General features: G+C 39.9%; 15 protein-coding genes. 11 read left to right on the top strand and 4 right to left on the bottom strand.

The window, feature by feature from the left end:
* The first annotated feature begins 53 nt into the window (after window positions 1-53).
* Window positions 54-2,765, top strand: a complete 2,712-nt coding sequence (acnA, locus tag ACQKEV_RS08600) for an aconitate hydratase AcnA (RefSeq protein ID WP_427445930.1) — start codon at window positions 54-56, stop codon at window positions 2,763-2,765.
* A gap of 240 nt (window positions 2,766-3,005) precedes the next feature.
* On the opposite strand, the gene ACQKEV_RS08595 is transcribed toward acnA, so the two are convergent.
* A complete protein-coding gene (locus ACQKEV_RS08595; protein WP_427445931.1) occupies window positions 3,006-3,305 on the bottom strand; it encodes a hypothetical protein in 300 nt (99 codons plus the stop codon).
* Window positions 3,306-3,517: 212 nt separating this feature from the next.
* Between ACQKEV_RS08595 and ACQKEV_RS08590 the strand changes: the two genes are divergently transcribed.
* The 5 genes from ACQKEV_RS08590 (at window position 3,518) to ACQKEV_RS08570 (ending at window position 5,782) form a co-directional block, all read left to right on the top strand.
* A complete protein-coding gene (locus ACQKEV_RS08590) occupies window positions 3,518-3,958 on the top strand; it encodes a cell wall hydrolase (protein ID WP_427446248.1) in 441 nt (146 codons plus the stop codon).
* A gap of 346 nt (window positions 3,959-4,304) precedes the next feature.
* Window positions 4,305-4,544, top strand: coding sequence for an AMP-binding protein (locus ACQKEV_RS08585; protein WP_427445932.1), 240 nt, complete (start codon window positions 4,305-4,307; stop codon window positions 4,542-4,544).
* Between the two features lie 210 nt (window positions 4,545-4,754).
* Window positions 4,755-5,180: an acyl-CoA thioesterase gene (locus ACQKEV_RS08580; RefSeq protein WP_016427203.1), complete on the top strand. Its 426-nt coding sequence runs from the start codon at window positions 4,755-4,757 to the stop codon at window positions 5,178-5,180.
* A complete protein-coding gene (locus ACQKEV_RS08575; RefSeq protein ID WP_427445933.1) occupies window positions 5,180-5,479 on the top strand; it encodes a hypothetical protein in 300 nt (99 codons plus the stop codon). Before ACQKEV_RS08580 ends, ACQKEV_RS08575 begins: the two co-directional genes overlap by 1 nt.
* Window positions 5,480-5,659: 180 nt before the next feature.
* Window positions 5,660-5,782, top strand: a complete 123-nt coding sequence (locus ACQKEV_RS08570) for a hypothetical protein (RefSeq protein ID WP_427445934.1) — start codon at window positions 5,660-5,662, stop codon at window positions 5,780-5,782.
* A gap of 130 nt (window positions 5,783-5,912) precedes the next feature.
* On the opposite strand, the gene ACQKEV_RS08565 is transcribed toward ACQKEV_RS08570, so the two are convergent.
* Complete coding sequence (locus ACQKEV_RS08565) at window positions 5,913-6,203, bottom strand: HesB/YadR/YfhF family protein (RefSeq protein WP_427445936.1); 291 nt, start codon at window positions 6,201-6,203, stop codon at window positions 5,913-5,915.
* Between the two features lie 35 nt (window positions 6,204-6,238).
* Window positions 6,239-6,844: a glycerol-3-phosphate 1-O-acyltransferase PlsY gene (gene plsY, locus ACQKEV_RS08560; RefSeq protein ID WP_427445937.1), complete on the bottom strand. Its 606-nt coding sequence runs from the start codon at window positions 6,842-6,844 to the stop codon at window positions 6,239-6,241.
* A 207-nt stretch (window positions 6,845-7,051) separates the two neighbouring features.
* Here plsY and parE point away from each other — a divergent pair, with 207 nt between their 5' ends.
* From parE to ACQKEV_RS08535, 5 genes are all read left to right on the top strand, one after another.
* Window positions 7,052-9,025, top strand: coding sequence for a DNA topoisomerase IV subunit B (gene parE, locus ACQKEV_RS08555; protein ID WP_427445938.1), 1,974 nt, complete (start codon window positions 7,052-7,054; stop codon window positions 9,023-9,025).
* Complete coding sequence (gene parC, locus ACQKEV_RS08550; protein ID WP_427445940.1) at window positions 9,022-11,463, top strand: DNA topoisomerase IV subunit A; 2,442 nt, start codon at window positions 9,022-9,024, stop codon at window positions 11,461-11,463. The genes parE and parC overlap by 4 nt, the downstream gene beginning before the upstream one ends.
* 55 nt (window positions 11,464-11,518) lie before the next feature.
* Window positions 11,519-12,733, top strand: coding sequence for an MFS transporter (locus ACQKEV_RS08545; RefSeq protein WP_427445941.1), 1,215 nt, complete (start codon window positions 11,519-11,521; stop codon window positions 12,731-12,733).
* Window positions 12,734-13,597: 864 nt separating this feature from the next.
* Window positions 13,598-14,548 carry a DUF6454 family protein gene (locus ACQKEV_RS08540; protein ID WP_427445943.1) on the top strand — a complete coding sequence of 317 codons (951 nt, stop codon included), beginning with the start codon at window positions 13,598-13,600 and terminating at the stop codon, window positions 14,546-14,548.
* Between the two features lie 110 nt (window positions 14,549-14,658).
* Window positions 14,659-15,555, top strand: a complete 897-nt coding sequence (locus ACQKEV_RS08535) for a phosphatidylinositol-specific phospholipase C/glycerophosphodiester phosphodiesterase family protein (protein ID WP_427445945.1) — start codon at window positions 14,659-14,661, stop codon at window positions 15,553-15,555.
* Between the two features lie 60 nt (window positions 15,556-15,615).
* On the opposite strand, the gene ACQKEV_RS08530 is transcribed toward ACQKEV_RS08535, so the two are convergent.
* Window positions 15,616-15,840: a hypothetical protein gene (locus ACQKEV_RS08530; protein WP_427445947.1), complete on the bottom strand. Its 225-nt coding sequence runs from the start codon at window positions 15,838-15,840 to the stop codon at window positions 15,616-15,618.
* Window positions 15,841-15,966 lie beyond the last annotated feature (126 nt).

Raw genomic sequence — 15,966 nt, 5'->3', positions numbered from 1 at the left:
AAGTCGCTACCAATAGTTGAGAGCCTTTTCATAAGATTAAAGGAGGAAAAGACATGGCAAAAAGTAACTTGCATAATAGCCGTACTTCTTTCGATTTAAACGGTAAAACGTATAATTATTACCGTCTAGCGGCGTTAGAAGAGGCAGGGATCGCAAATGTTTCCCGCCTTCCTTATTCAATTAAAGTATTGCTTGAGTCCGTACTGCGCCAACATGACGGATATGTCATCAAAGATGACCACGTAGAAAAATTGGCAAAATGGGGTAAAGATGTTGACCCTGAAGCTGAAGTACCTTTCAAGCCTTCACGTGTCATTCTTCAAGATTTCACTGGAGTTCCAGTAGTAGTTGACTTAGCAGCACTACGTTCAGCTATGGCTGAAATGGGTGGGGACCCTGATAAAATCAATCCGGCAATTCCAGTTGATTTAGTAATTGACCACTCTGTACAAGTAGACAAATACGGTACAGATGACGCACTTCGCATCAACATGGAACTTGAATTCGAACGTAATGCAGAGCGTTACCAGTTCCTAAGCTGGGCTCAAAAAGCATATGACAATTACCGTGCTGTACCACCGGCAACAGGTATCGTTCACCAAGTAAACTTAGAGTACTTGGCAAACGTAGTGCATGCAGTAGAAAACGAAGATGGTACATACGAAACGTATCCAGATACATTAGTAGGTACTGACTCACATACAACCATGATCAACGGTATCGGTGTATTAGGTTGGGGCGTTGGCGGTATCGAAGCGGAAGCGGGTATGCTTGGTCAACCTTCATACTTCCCAATTCCTGAAGTAATCGGTGTTAAATTGACTGGTGACCTTCCAAACGGAACAACTGCTACTGACTTAGCTCTAAAAGTAACAGAAGTACTTCGTAAAAAAGGTGTAGTAGGGAAATTTGTTGAGTTCTTCGGAGCTGGCGTAACTAACCTTCCATTAGCTGACCGTGCAACAATTGCCAACATGGCTCCTGAGTACGGCGCAACTTGTGGTTTCTTCCCAGTTGATGAAGAAGCACTTGATTACATGCGTTTAACAAGCCGTGACGCTGATCACATCCAAGTTGTTAAAGAATATTTAACTGCTAACGGAATGTTCTTCACTGCGGATAATGAAGATCCATTCTACACAGACGTTGTAGAATTAGACTTATCTACAATCGAACCAAATATGTCTGGACCAAAACGTCCACAAGATTTGATTCCATTGTCTGAAATGAAATCTGAATTCAACAAAGCGGTTGTTGCTCCTCAAGGCAACCAAGGATTCGGTTTATCTAAAAAAGAATTCAAGAAGTCTGCTACTGTAACAATGGCAGATGGTTCTGAAGTAACGATTCCTACAGGTGCTATCGGTATTGCTGCCATCACATCTTGTACGAATACTTCAAACCCATTCGTAATGTTGGGTGCAGGTCTTGTTGCTAAAAAAGCAGCTGAAAAAGGCTTACGTCCACCAGCTTACGTGAAAACTTCACTTGCACCAGGTTCTAAAGTTGTAACAGGTTACTTACGTGACGCTGGTCTATTACAACCATTGGCTGATGTAGGATTTGACTTAGTTGGTTATGGCTGTACAACATGTATCGGTAACTCGGGCCCAATGCTTCCTGAAATTGAAAAAGGCATCATTGAAAACGATTTACTTGTTACTTCTGTACTTTCAGGTAACCGTAACTTCGAAGGCCGTATTCATCCATTAGTGAAAGCGAACTATTTAGCTTCACCACCACTTGTTGTTGCTTATGCACTTGCAGGTACGGTTGATATTGATCTTCAAAATGAAGCACTTGGTCAAGACAAAGATGGCAACGATGTATTCTTTGCTGATATTTGGCCATCAACTGAAGAAGTGAAAGCAGTACTTCTTCAAACAGTTACACCTGAATTATTCCGTAAAGAATATGAGCGCGTTTTCAGTGAAAACGAGCGTTGGAATGCGATTGAAACTTCAAATGATTCATTGTACACATTTGATGAAGAATCTACGTACATCCAAAACCCTCCTTATTTCGAAGGCTTAACGAAAGAACCTAGCGATATCCAAACGCTTGCTGGACTTCGTGTAGTAGCGAAATTCGGTGATTCTATTACAACTGACCACATTTCACCAGCTGGTGCGATTGGTAAAGATACACCTGCAGGTAAATACTTGCGCGAACGCGGTGTGGAAGTACGCGACTTTAACTCTTATGGTTCTCGTCGTGGTAGCCATGAAGTAATGATGCGTGGTACGTTTGCAAACATCCGTATCCGTAACCAAATTGCTGCAGGTACAGAAGGTGGATTTACTACTTACTGGCCAAACGGCGAAATCATGGCAATCTATGATGCAGCAATGAAATACCAAGAAGACGGCACTGGCTTAGTTGTATTAGCAGGTAAAGATTACGGTATGGGATCTTCACGTGACTGGGCAGCTAAAGGTACGAACTTACTTGGCATCAAAACTGTCATTGCTGAAAGCTACGAGCGTATTCACCGTTCTAACTTAGTAATGATGGGTGTTTTACCACTTCAATACTTACCAGGTCAAAGTGCTGAAACACTTGGCTTGACTGGTAAAGAAGAAATCAGCGTAAACATTGCTGAAGGCGTGAAACCTCGTGATATCCTGAAAGTAACGGCTAAATCAGCTGACGGTTCTGTTAAAGAATTCGACGTGTTAGCACGTTTCGATTCAGAAGTTGAAGTTGATTACTACCGTCATGGCGGTATCTTACCAATGGTATTGCGTGACAAACTGAAAAACTAAGATTTTTGAAGGCTGTCCTTATGGGCAGCCTTTTTATTGTGGGGATATTTAGCTAATCAAATGTGTAGTAGGAAAGGACTCGACTTCTCAAGGACACAAATAAAGACCATCAATTTTTTTTGCGAATTGATGGTCTTTATTTGTGTGGTGAATTGCCATTAGATGATGCTCCGTGAATTTGAAGCCTTGAAAAACTTGGTGAAAGAGACAAGCAAGCTCGACTTTTTTTGAATCGGCACATCAAATTGTTATTACCATCTGTCTATTGGGTTCATCAACATACAGGCAGTACTCATCCTCCGAGGTAATGTTGGCAATGTCGATAATTTCCTTTGGAATTTTGATGTAGCCGTTATCAGAGATTAGTCGTTTATTGTGTGAGGACTTCGGATTTTCTTTTCGAATGAATATCATTTTTTCCTCATAGGCGATATCTACTCTTCTAGCTGTTTGCAACCCCAATAGTACTTGAAGCTTTTTTGGAATCCACAAAACTCCAGTAGCAGGAAAGTTTTTGCACGTATATTTTTCTATGCTCATAATGGCTCACTCCTTTATAATCTTTTTCCTTAATTTGAGAAAGTGAAACATAAAAGGGAATTTGTAGATTTTATCGGTATTTGTTGGAACTTGGGTTAGTTCAAACACATTAGAACCCAAGAAAATCCTACCGTTTTACAGGAACGTTGAATATAGCTATAGAAATGACATTAATGCAGGAAGGTTGTCATAAATTATTTTGGGGTGAAAAAATGCCAAGAGTAAATTACCGAAGTTCAGATGTTGATTTAATGGCAAGGATGATGAGAGCAGAAGCAGAAGGTGAAGGAAAACAAGGAATGTTATATGTTGGAAATGTAATTGTTAATCGTGTTGTAGCAGATTGTTTAGATTTTAAGGATGTACGTACAATTAATGATGCCATTTTTCAGGTGCAAGGAGGAAATTATTCTTTTGAAGCTGTTCAAAAAGGGAATCTATTTTATCAAAGAGCGAGAGAATCTGAAAAAAGATTAGCAAAACAGAATTTAACTAATTGGAGACAACATCCAGGGAAATATGCGCTTTGGTACTTTAATCCTTATGCGCCATGTCCTCCAACATGGTATGATCAACCTTTTGCCGGTCAATATAAACAACATTGTTATTATGAACCAAAACCCGGCACATGCGACAGTGTTTATATGGGTTAGGTTATCGAGGAGCTATTGTTGATTTTTGGGTTTTAATTTTGTCTAACTAATACAATTTTTTAAAAGTAAGTGTGGGCAGCTAGTACTTTAGCTGAAGAAGCATTGATGAAACATAAGAAAGGGGTCAGTTAATCGAACTGACCCCTTTCTTATTCAGATTAAGCCAACATGGACTTACGGATATTCTAGCTATTTGTGAACCATCGATTCTCATAACGGACGATTCATACGGCAGTATGGCATCTTCCTTAAGGGTCAAGAAAGTCCTGAAACGGGAAATGCTTTCCTCAAGTGCTCTTTGTTTATTTGTTCAAGAGGATATCCAATGTGTCTCAGTAGATGAACCGTGGATGATTTTACAGGAGGTACGACTGGGAAACCGAAAGGAGTCTTACTGTCCTATGACAACGTTAACTGGAATGCGAAGAATACGATCGCAAGCTGGGGGTTGAAGGAAAAGTATTGCACCGTTAACTATATGCCTCAAACATTGTCTTCTCACGCATCGTACCCTCAGGGAAGCGGCTGTTATTGGCTTGCCAGATGGGAAATGGGGGGGAAGTCGTTACAGCATTTATTTCATTAAGTGACACTGTTGATTTTGAAGAAAATCTATTGACCGGCCATTGCCGACAGCTTTTTAGGAGGCTATAAAATCCCCAAAAAATTTGTGGTATTACCTGAGCTGCCGAAAACGCATGTTGGGAAAATTGATAAGAAACAACTGTCTAACTTGAATGTCGGGTAACTGCTTTTTCTTGCTCAATTTTGTATAATGGTGCAAGAGGTGAGCAACATGTTTGTTAGTGAAAAAGAAATTGAAATTCGTTATGCCGAAACCGATCAAATGGGTGTTGTTTATCACGCGAACTATTTGGTATGGATGGAAATCGGCAGAACGAATCTGATTGAAGATTTAGGCTACACTTATGCCGGATTGGAAAGTGAAGGCTATTTATCTCCAGTGACGGATTTATCTATCCAATATAAAGCGTCAATGAAATATGGTCAGAAAGCGACTGTTCGCACGTGGGTCGAGTCTCACGGAAAACTTCGTACGACTTATGGTTATGAGATTTTACATGCTGACGGTACGGTAGCAGCAACAGCGAAGTCAGAACATGTATTGGTAAAAAAAGAAACATTCCGACCCGTATCACTTAAAAAAGTGAATGCGGAGTGGGACGCTACATATGCAGAAATCGCCAAGGTGAAGAGCTGATGGCTTTCGGCTTGAAACGTCATGAGTTGATTGCTTGGAAAGAAGCGGTCAGCAGAGGTGAAATTGCATTTCTGACCCACTACTGGTTGGATGATCGATTTCCGGGTTGCAAAACCGTTACGAAAGTCGGCTGTGCGGACGTTGAACGTTTAATCAAGTGGGGAAAGCAATATGGCCTGAAGCCCGAATGGATCGATTACAAGGAAGCATATCCGCATTTTGATTTATTCGGACATCATCAGGAAGCGATTTTACGCAAAGAAAATATGCTGAATCATTTGCAACGGTTTGCTAATTAGAAAATCCACTAGGAGTTTACACTCTTAGTGGATTTTTTGTTTATTTCTCATATCAATAGGTATAGGGGCAACCTTCACATCTAAATGTCCGTTTAGGAAACAAAGTATTTACAATGAAACCCCTTATCAACAAAGTCAATCGAATTTTATAAAAAAAGAGATGCTCAAAGGAGAGGAAAAGTGAGGGAAAAATATAAATGGTTTTCAAAGAAGGATCCCAGGTTAAAAGCATTAGAAAAAATAAAAAAAGAGGAAAAAAAACAATTGGATTTGGTTGATCAGATGTTGAAAAACCTAATTTAAAAAATAGAGAAAGAGGAAATCAGGAGAAAGGACAAAGAAGAAGGCGATGAAACGAATTTCAGAGAGCTCTAGCGAAAGGTTGTATGAAGAATAAGACAAAGCAGACGTATTAAAAACCGTCTGCTTTGTTTTATTTCTCGTATGAATATGTAAGCTCTTTTCGTTTGGGATCAACATTCACATGTAAATCATGTCCGTCAAAATACCAAATATCTCGGTCTTCAATGTAAAAGTGAATATCATCTTCCACTAACTCAATGGCAAGGTCCAGCGGTTGTTCTTTCGTTACACCGAGCGAAAAGCCTTCATGTAGCGAACTGGAACCACCGTAGCGGGCGTAAAATCGAATATATTCGCCGCTTTTTGCTTCCATATCTTCTTTAAACCATTGCATTGCTTCTTGAGAAATCACGATGTTCATGGGACACCAACCTTTCGTGGTCTAATCTTATTGTATTATATCCACTTCACTTTTGGCTCGGTTCCCGCTTTAATCCGGGCGATATTGGCACGGTGACGGTAAAGAATGAATGACGTAAGCAAAATAATCACGACCAACAAAGGAATATCTGTTTCAAAGAAAATGTTATAGATGACCGTATATAGCAGAGCAATCACTCCGAGCACCATTGACGTCAGAGAGACCATTTTTGATAATTTCAAGACAATGAAGAAAGACAGTAGCATTAAAACAAAAATCGGCCAGTGATAACCTAACAATATACCGCCAGACGTGGCTACAGCTTTGCCTCCTTTGAAGTTTGCAAAGATAGGATACATATGACCAACCACAGCTAAAACGCCTAAAAACAACGGGTGAATGCCTGTATCTGCAAAGAAAGGAATAAATGGTAGACAAGTAGCTGCTGTTCCTTTTAAGATGTCCAAAATCGATACAACTAATCCGGCTTTCAGACCTAAAGTCCGAAAAGTATTCGTTCCACCTAAATTTCCACTGCCGTGCTGGCGGATATCCGTATTGTAAAAAAGTTTTCCGATCCATAACGCGGATGGAATAGAGCCTAGCAAATAAGCTAGTAAAATAGCGATAACAGTATTCATAAAGTGCTCCTTTGATAAATTAGTACGAACTCTTAATATCTACAATTAGTTTATCATGTGTCACAACCTGTCACAACGCTTTCTGAGAACTTTCATTTCCCCTATGAAATTACGAGTCGATCATGGAATATAGCACGAGACTCATTGCAAAGGTGGCTTTCATTCTATACAATGAAAACATCTGTTTGTTTTTTGGAGGAGAACGATTTGGCAAAAAATCAATCAATATCAGCTTATAACGACGATGCAATTCAAGTACTCGAAGGACTGGAAGCGGTTCGAAAACGTCCAGGAATGTATATTGGTTCTACGGACGCTAGAGGCTTGCACCATTTAGTGTATGAAATTGTCGACAATGCAGTCGATGAAGCACTTGCTGGATTTGGTGATCATATCGTTGTCAATATACATGAAGATCAAAGTATCAGCATTCGCGACTATGGACGCGGTATGCCTACTGGAATGCACAAAACTGGAAAACCAACGCCCGAAGTTATTTTTACCATTCTGCATGCAGGCGGTAAATTTGGACAAGGTGGCTACAAAACAAGTGGTGGTCTTCACGGAGTAGGTGCATCGGTAGTAAATGCGTTATCTACGTTTTTGGAAGTTACAATCCACCGCGATGGCAAAAAATATCGCCAGCGTTTTGAAAATGGTGGACACCCCGTTACAACTCTTGAACAAATCGGCACTACGAAAGAATCGGGAACATCCATTCATTTCTTGCCTGATCCAACCATTTTTTCGGTCACAAAATACAATTATGAAACATTATGTGAACGTTTAAGAGAGTCTGCTTTTCTATTAAAAGGGCTCAAAATCGAACTGAATGATTTGCGTAATGGCACCAATGACGTGTTCTTTTTCGAGACAGGAATCGAAGCATTCGTCAGTTATTTGAATGAAGAAAAAGATGTATTACACCCAGTTGCCTATGTAGAAGGTACACAAGATGAGATCGAAGTGGAGTTTGCTTTCCAGTTTAATGATGGCTACTCTGAAACAATTTTGTCATTTGTTAATAATGTCCGTACACGTGACGGCGGTACGCATGAGACTGGTGCGAAGTCTGCTTTGACACGGGTATTTAACGAATATGCACGTAAAACCAGTTTGCTGAAAGAAAAAGATAAGAACTTGGACGGAGCAGACATTCGTGAAGGGATTGCAGCAATCGTGTCTGTGCGAATTCCTGAAGCTATTCTTCAATTTGAAGGGCAGACGAAAGGTAAGTTAGGTACGAGTGAAGCCCGTGCAGCAGTTGATGCAGTCGTATCAGAGAAATTGTTGTACGTTCTTGAAGAAAATGCTGAATTAAGTGCCTCACTTGTGCGTAAAGCGATTCGTGCACAGCAAGCCCGTGAAGCCGCTCGTCGTGCCCGTGAAGATGCGCGTAACGGCAAAAAATCGAAGAAATCTGCTTCAATTTTATCTGGGAAGCTGACTCCAGCACAATCTCGTAATGCAGCGAAAAATGAATTATATCTAGTAGAGGGTGACTCTGCCGGTGGTTCTGCGAAACAAGGACGAGACCGCAGTTTCCAAGCGATTTTACCTCTTCGAGGAAAAGTTATTAATACTGAAAAAGCTAAACTTGCAGACATCATGAAAAACGAAGAAATCTCGACGATCATCCACGCAATTGGTGGGGGAGTCGGCGCTGATTTTTCTGTTCCGGATATAGCGTATGACAAAATCGTCATTATGACAGATGCCGATACGGATGGAGCACATATTCAAGTATTGCTTCTGACGTTCTTCTACCGTTATATGAAGCCATTGATTGAAGCAGGAAAAGTATATATTGCTTTGCCACCGCTTTATAAAGTTTACCGCGGTGTCGGGAAGAAAGAAGTTCTGCAGTATGCATGGACTGAAAAAGAACTGGATGCAGCCATCCGTAAAATCGGTAAAGGCTATATGATCCAACGTTATAAAGGTCTTGGTGAAATGAATGCCACCCAATTATGGGAAACAACCATGAACCCCGATACAAGAACATTAATTCGCGTAGAAATTGATGATGATGCACGTGCAGAAAGACGCATCACGACATTGATGGGTGACAAAGTTGAACCGAGAAGACGATGGATTGAAAGTAATGTTAATTTTGGTTTGGATGAAGACAGCAATATTTTAGAGAACGAACTCATCCATGCTGAGGAGGATTCAGAATGACACAAACCGAACGTTATCAAGATTTACCATTAGAAGAAGTCATCGGCGACCGGTTTGGCCGTTATAGTAAGTACATTATTCAAGATCGTGCACTGCCAGATGCTCGTGACGGTCTGAAGCCTGTACAACGACGTATTTTATATGCGATGTTCCACGAAGGTAATACTAACGAGAAACCGTTCCGTAAATCAGCAAAAACTGTCGGTAATGTAATCGGTAACTATCATCCACATGGTGATAGTTCAGTTTATGAAGCGATGGTTCGAATGAGTCAGGACTGGAAAGTTCGTCACATGTTGATTGAAATGCACGGGAATAATGGTTCTGTCGATGGTGACCCGCCAGCTGCAATGCGTTACACAGAAGCACGTTTGTCTGCAATTGCGGGAGAAATGCTTCGTGATATTAATAAGCACACGGTTGACTTAGTACAAAACTTTGATGATTCAGAGTTGGAACCTACAGTACTGCCAGCTCGTTTCCCTAATTTACTTGTAAACGGTGCAACCGGGATTTCTGCCGGTTACGCTACGGACATGCCCCCTCATGCATTGCACGAAGTGCTTGATGCCGTGTTAATGAGAATGGATAACCCAGAAGTTACCGTCGATGAATTAATGACGGTTCTAAAAGGTCCTGATTTTCCAACTGGAGGCATCATTCAAGGTGTCGATGGAATCCGAAAAGCTTACCAAACCGGAAAAGGGAAAATTGTTGTTCGCTCGAAAGCAGAAATTGAACCATTAAAAGGCGGTAAAGAACAAATTGTTATTACCGAAATTCCTTTTGAAATCAATAAAGCGATTTTAATCAAAAAAATAGATGAACAACGCCTTGATAAACGCCTGGATGGTATTGCCGATGTTCGTGATGAATCCGACCGCACAGGTTTAAGGATCGTCATTGAATTGAAAAAAGATGTTGATGCAAAAGGTATTTTACAGTTCCTGTTTAAAAACACCGATTTGCAAATTGCTTACAATTTCAATATGATCGCGATTCATAACCGTCGTCCGACGATGATGACACTTCCTTTACTATTAGATGCTTATATCGAGCATCAAAAAGACGTAGTAACCAGACGTTCAGCATATGATTTACAAAAAGCAAAAGATCGCATCCATATCGTTGAAGGTTTGATGAAAGCTCTGTCCATTCTGGATGAAGTCATCAAAACCATCCGTGCATCTCAGGATAAACGCGATGCGAAAAATAATTTAATACGTGCTTTTGCATTCACTGAAGCGCAAGCTGAAGCCATTGTTTCTCTTCAACTTTATCGTTTAACAAACACCGATATTACGGATTTGAGAAATGAAGAAGCTGAACTGCAAAAAACAATCAGTGAATTGATGGCCATTTTAAATAACGAATCTAAATTGACGAAAGTCATCCAAAAAGAATTGCAAGCCATTCGCAAGCAATTCTCGGAGCCAAGAAGATCCGTTATTGAAGACCAAATCGAAGAAATTAAATTAACGCTCGATGTTTTGATTCCAAGTGAAGAAGTGATGGTTACCGTAACAAAAGACGGCTATGTAAAACGCACAAGTACGCGTTCATACAGTGCTTCTAACGGCAAAGATTTCATCATGAAAGAATCGGATTATCTGTTATTTGAGTCGATGATGAATACGCAGCATCACTTGCTGCTGTTCACAAGCTTAGGTAATTACATTTATCAGCCGATTCATGAATTGCCTGATATCCGCTGGAAAGACCTTGGTCAGCATATATCGAGTATCGTGTCACTTGATTCAAACGAAACAATCATCAAAGCTATTCCAATCGAAAACTTTGATGAAAACCGCTATGTATTAGCCGTTTCAAAACTGGGTCAGATCAAACGTTCCACACTTGCTGAATATCAAGTCCAGCGTTATTCTCGTGCTTTGAATACGATGAATTTGAAAAAAGGCGACCAGGTTATGTATATTGATCTCGTGACGGAAACCGAAGATGTCTTCATCGTCACACATAACGGCTATGCAGTACGATTCAATATGCAGGAAGTTCCTGTTACTGGTGTGAAAACTGGTGGAGTTAAAGGAATTAACTTGAAAGATGGCGATCTTGTAGCAAATGCAACGATTATTCCAGCTGATGCGCGCGGAGATTTATTCCTCGTGACACATCGTGGTGCCGTCAAGAAAATGGCTTTAAAAGAATTTGAACAAGGCTCTCGTGCAAAACGAGGAATTGTTGTGTTACGCGAATTAAAATCGAATGCTCACCGCGTGAGCGGAGTATTCTACGTAGAAGATAATGAACAAGTGATTATCGAGACGGCAAAAGGTGTTCGTGAAGTTGTTGAAACGAAACCGATTCGTGTGTCAGATCGTTACTCCAATGGCTCGTTTGTAGTTGATACAGACAAAGACGGGGCTGTCGTGAGATTATGGAAAGCATTAAAGAAAAAAGAAGATAGCAAGAAATAGAAGGGGTACAACAAGGAAGCTGTAATGGCTTCCTTTGTTGTATACAGGGGCAGATATGTGGAAGAATCGTAACGTTTGGATTATTTTAGTAGGGGAAATGATTGCGGGTCTTGGACTTTGGACCGGAATCATCGGAAATCTGGAGTTTATGCAAGAACGAATTCCTTCCGATTTCCTAAAATCAGTCATTATGGCAATCGGTTTACTAGCTGGAATTCTAGCTGGGCCACTTGCAGGTAAAATTATTGATCAATCGAAGAAAAAAACAGTTCTCTTGATTTCTGGATTTGGACGCATGATCAGTGTAAGCTTTATGCTAATTGCGATCGGAACAGGCTCTATCTGGTGGATGGTTGCCTTTATGATCAGTATTCAATTGTCGGCAGCATTCTATTTCCCAGCCTTGCAGGCAACCATTCCGTTAGTAGTTAAAGACGATCAGTTGTTGCAAATGAATGGCTGGCATATGAATGTCGCCACAATGGCTCGTGTCATAGGTACCGCGCTTGCTGGTGTTGTATTGGTTTATTGGTCTCTAGAATCGCTGTACTATATGTCCATCATCGCTTATGCGGGTTTATTGATTTTTACTTATATGCTACGTATTGATGAGGGTCAGGAAAAAGAGGCAAAAGTAAAAGTCACAACACCTGGTAAAGGCGGATTCATGGAAGTGTTCCCGATTTTAAAATCCTATCCAGCGGTCATGATGACATTGGTCATGACATTAATCCCTTTGTTGTTCATTGGCTCGTTTAACTTGCTGGTCATTAACATCAGTGAGTTGCAGGACTCTTCGTCCATCAAAGGGGCAATTTATGCAGCGGAAGGTATTGCATTCATGTTGGGTACGGTTGTGGTAAAATACATTGCAAATAAATGGAGTACCAGTACGATATTATTTTTCTTTGCATTCGTCATCGGTGTAGCAGAATTGATCTTAATATTTGCAGCAAGTCCAGTATTGTCGGTAACCGCATTTGCGGTATTTGGCTTTGCTGTCGGGAGTTTCTTCCCAACAGCCATGACCATCTTCCAAAAACAGATGCCAAAAGCGTTTCACGGCAGATTTTTCTCGTTCCGAAACATGCTGGAACGTGTGATTTTCCAAGTCGTACTATTGGCGACTGGCGCACTTTTGGATTTAATCGGTTTACAATGGATGGTTGTTGTATTTGGGGCTCTCAGTCTGTCACTGACAACAGTTTTCTTAATTCAAATGAAGAAACGTAGCATCAAACTGGATGTAAATGATGAAGTCACTGTCTAAATAGTTCCTAAAATAAAAGCAGGTAGAGAAAAACGTTGCGTTTTTCTTTACCTGCTTTTCTATTTGATTGCTTTAATGAAAGTAGCTAGAAATCGCCTGCTAATCTCAAAAAATATGCTAATTCCACAATCCTAGATTTCATCTAGAATTTCTACGTCATTACAAAAAATAAAGAATAAATATGATGACATTTAGTTAAGTGGGAATGTAGTGACTCCTTTTTAGTGGGAACATAATGTTTTTCGAACTTTCTCCAACGGTCTCTTTGGAAAAAAGTAACGACGAACAAAGCCCACAACTGCACAGTAAAGAAAATGAGCATCCACAAGAGAGGATGGTCCCAAAATACTTATCACGGTCATTAAACTAATTCCAGCCATTCCTTTCTTACCAGCTGACGCCATTATAACTAAAATAACAATCACAAAAAAATTGGAAACCAGAACATGTAATCCCATAACTAGGCTTGATTATTAATACTATGTTCATTAAAGTGTTACCAATTTATAACAAATAAAACAAGTGTATAATCAAATTTGCCATACTTCTAATTTAACTGAAGTGATGATTTTCGAAAGGATGGCTATTTTTTCAAAGAGGTAACCTTTTTGTAATCGAACAATTACAATTATCTAATACAAAAATTACTCACACTTAATATTTCTTTAGTAAGGTAAAGAGGACATATATAACAAAGGGGGCAACCAAGTGAATCCTGAAGGATTGAGCCCGCAACTATAATGAGATTCAATTAATGTAAAAGCACCTTTAGGTAAAGGTAAACATCATGTTGACGAAACAATTTTACTACTGCTTTAATGACATAATACTTTTTTAACCACTTGATAATGAGGAGGATGGATGATGAAAAAAGTGATTTTTTCACTAGTTACGGCTTTAACCATCGGAACGGTAACAACAACAGCGTTTGCATATCCTGAATCTCTTGATTTCGGTAAAGAAAGTAAACAACTGGTAGGGGAATTTCAACAACTTACTCGCAATAATAAATGGGAAGAAAAAGAGAAAGTTGATTTGCAGTTTAACACGTTTCATCCACAAGGAATGACGAAAATCGGAGAGTTGTATTACATGTCTTCTGTAGAAATCATTGAAAAACCTGTAAAATATGATCAGCCTCATAATGGTTACGATCGTACACCTGGTAAGGGCATCGGACACTTATTTGTATTTAACAAAGATGGAAAGCTCTTAAAGGATATAAAGCTTGGCGAAGGTAATATGTACCATCCTGGAGGGATTGCTTATGATGGTAAATCAATCTGGGTATCTGTTGCAGAGTATCGTCCAAACAGCAAGTCAATCATATATAAAGTAAATCCAAAAGAAATGAATTCCCAGGAAATGTTCCGTACAAATGACCACATTGGTGGAATACTTCGTGATGGAAAACAAGGAAACCTAAAAGCTGTTAGCTGGGGTTCGAGGACGTTTTATGAGTTTAATGAAAAAGGAAAAATACTCCGTAAATCAAACAATCCTAGCCACTTTATCGATTATCAAGATTGCGAGAATGCAGGAAAAGATAACATGATATGCAGCGGTATTACTGAATTGCCACAGCAAGGATCTTCCACCGCTAAATACGAACTGGGCGGACTAGCCTTACTGGATATGAAAACAATGGATACGATTCATGAACTGCCAATTACTCTCTATTCTCCTCATGGACATGTTGTGACACGAAATCCAGTATTTCTTGAAAATACAAAACAGGGACTAAAAATGTACGCTGTACCAGACGATGATCAATCCTCTTTGCTAGTGTATGAAACAAACGTCAGTAAAAAATAATTTTCATGATGGACAATTTGATGCCAAATATAAAAATATGAGGAACTCATAGTGTGGGCTGTCTTTTTAACTTTAGTATAAGATATGAAAAAATGAGAGGTAGTGAATCTATGAAAAAATGGCTGGTTTTGTTTATCTTACCTGTTTATATGATCTCTTTTTCAGGTGATTTTGCCTCTGCTAAAGACGATAACGTACAATCTGATCAACAGAATGTTTTACCTCTCGCAAGAGCACATGCTCATAATGATTACGAGCATACTCTTCCACTATATAATGCACTAGAGCACGGTTTTACAAGTGTTGAGGCCGATGTATGGCTTGTTAACGGAGAGCTTCTTGTCGCGCATGATAAGGATAAGGTTCAAACTGATCGTACATTAAAATCACTTTATCTTGATCCATTAATGACCAAAGTTCAAGAGAATGATGGAGCAGTTTATAAGGACTACGATCATGAGTTTATTCTTTGGATCGATATTAAATCGGAGGATGAGGCTACCTACCTTGCTATCGATAAGCAACTCCGCGAGTATGAGCGTATGCTTACAAAATTCGCCCCTTCAGGAGTTAAGCCTGGCGCAATCACTGTTTATATTTCCGGAAATCGGCCACGGACTTATATGGAAAACCAGACCGTACGCTATGCTGCATATGATGGTCGGATGAGCGACCTTAATTCTGGTGCTTCAAGTGAATTTATCCCGGTTTTAAGTGATAACTGGACAAAGCATTTCACTTGGTTGGGTGTTGGACCGATGCCACAAGTTGAACGTGAGAAATTGAATTCGATTGTTACCACCGCACATGCAAATGGTCAGAAAGTTCGCTTTTGGGCTACACCAGATCTGCCTACGCCTGCACGAGAAGCTCTTTGGAAAGAGTTGTTGGAGGCCAACGTCGATTTCATCAATACGGATTATTTAGCTGATTTAGAGGAATTCCTTAAGAAAAATGATCCACAGCCATCTGAACCTCAGATTACTTTTAAAAACAAAAGATCATAACGAACATTATTGAGACAATTGAAGTTCTTGTGGATTTCTCATTACATGTAAAGGCTGCCGCTATGTTTGGCAGCCTTTTGATAAGCCGTTTGCGATGGTTGAGTTAAATGTAATAGTTGCTGAAACGGATCTATAATAATGGAGTACCAGTACGATATTATTTTTCTTTGCATTCGTCATTGGTGTAGCAGAATTAATCTTAATATTTGCAGCAAGTCCAGTATTGTCGGTAACAGCATTTGCGGTATTTGGCTTTGCTGTTATGAGTTTCTTCCCAACAGCCATGACCATATTCCAAAAACAGATGCCAAAAGCGTTTCACGGCAGATTTTTCTCGTTCCGAAACATACTTGAAGTGTGATTTTCCAAGTCGTACTACTGGCGACTGGCGCCCTTTTAGATCTAATCGGT

The organism is Paenisporosarcina sp. NPDC076907 (assembly GCF_050269735.1).
In the GTDB taxonomy this organism is placed as follows: Bacteria; Bacillota; Bacilli; order Bacillales_A; family Planococcaceae; genus Paenisporosarcina.
The sequence above is the reverse complement of the archived record's forward strand: the minus strand, read 5'-3'. Positions and strand labels throughout refer to the sequence as shown.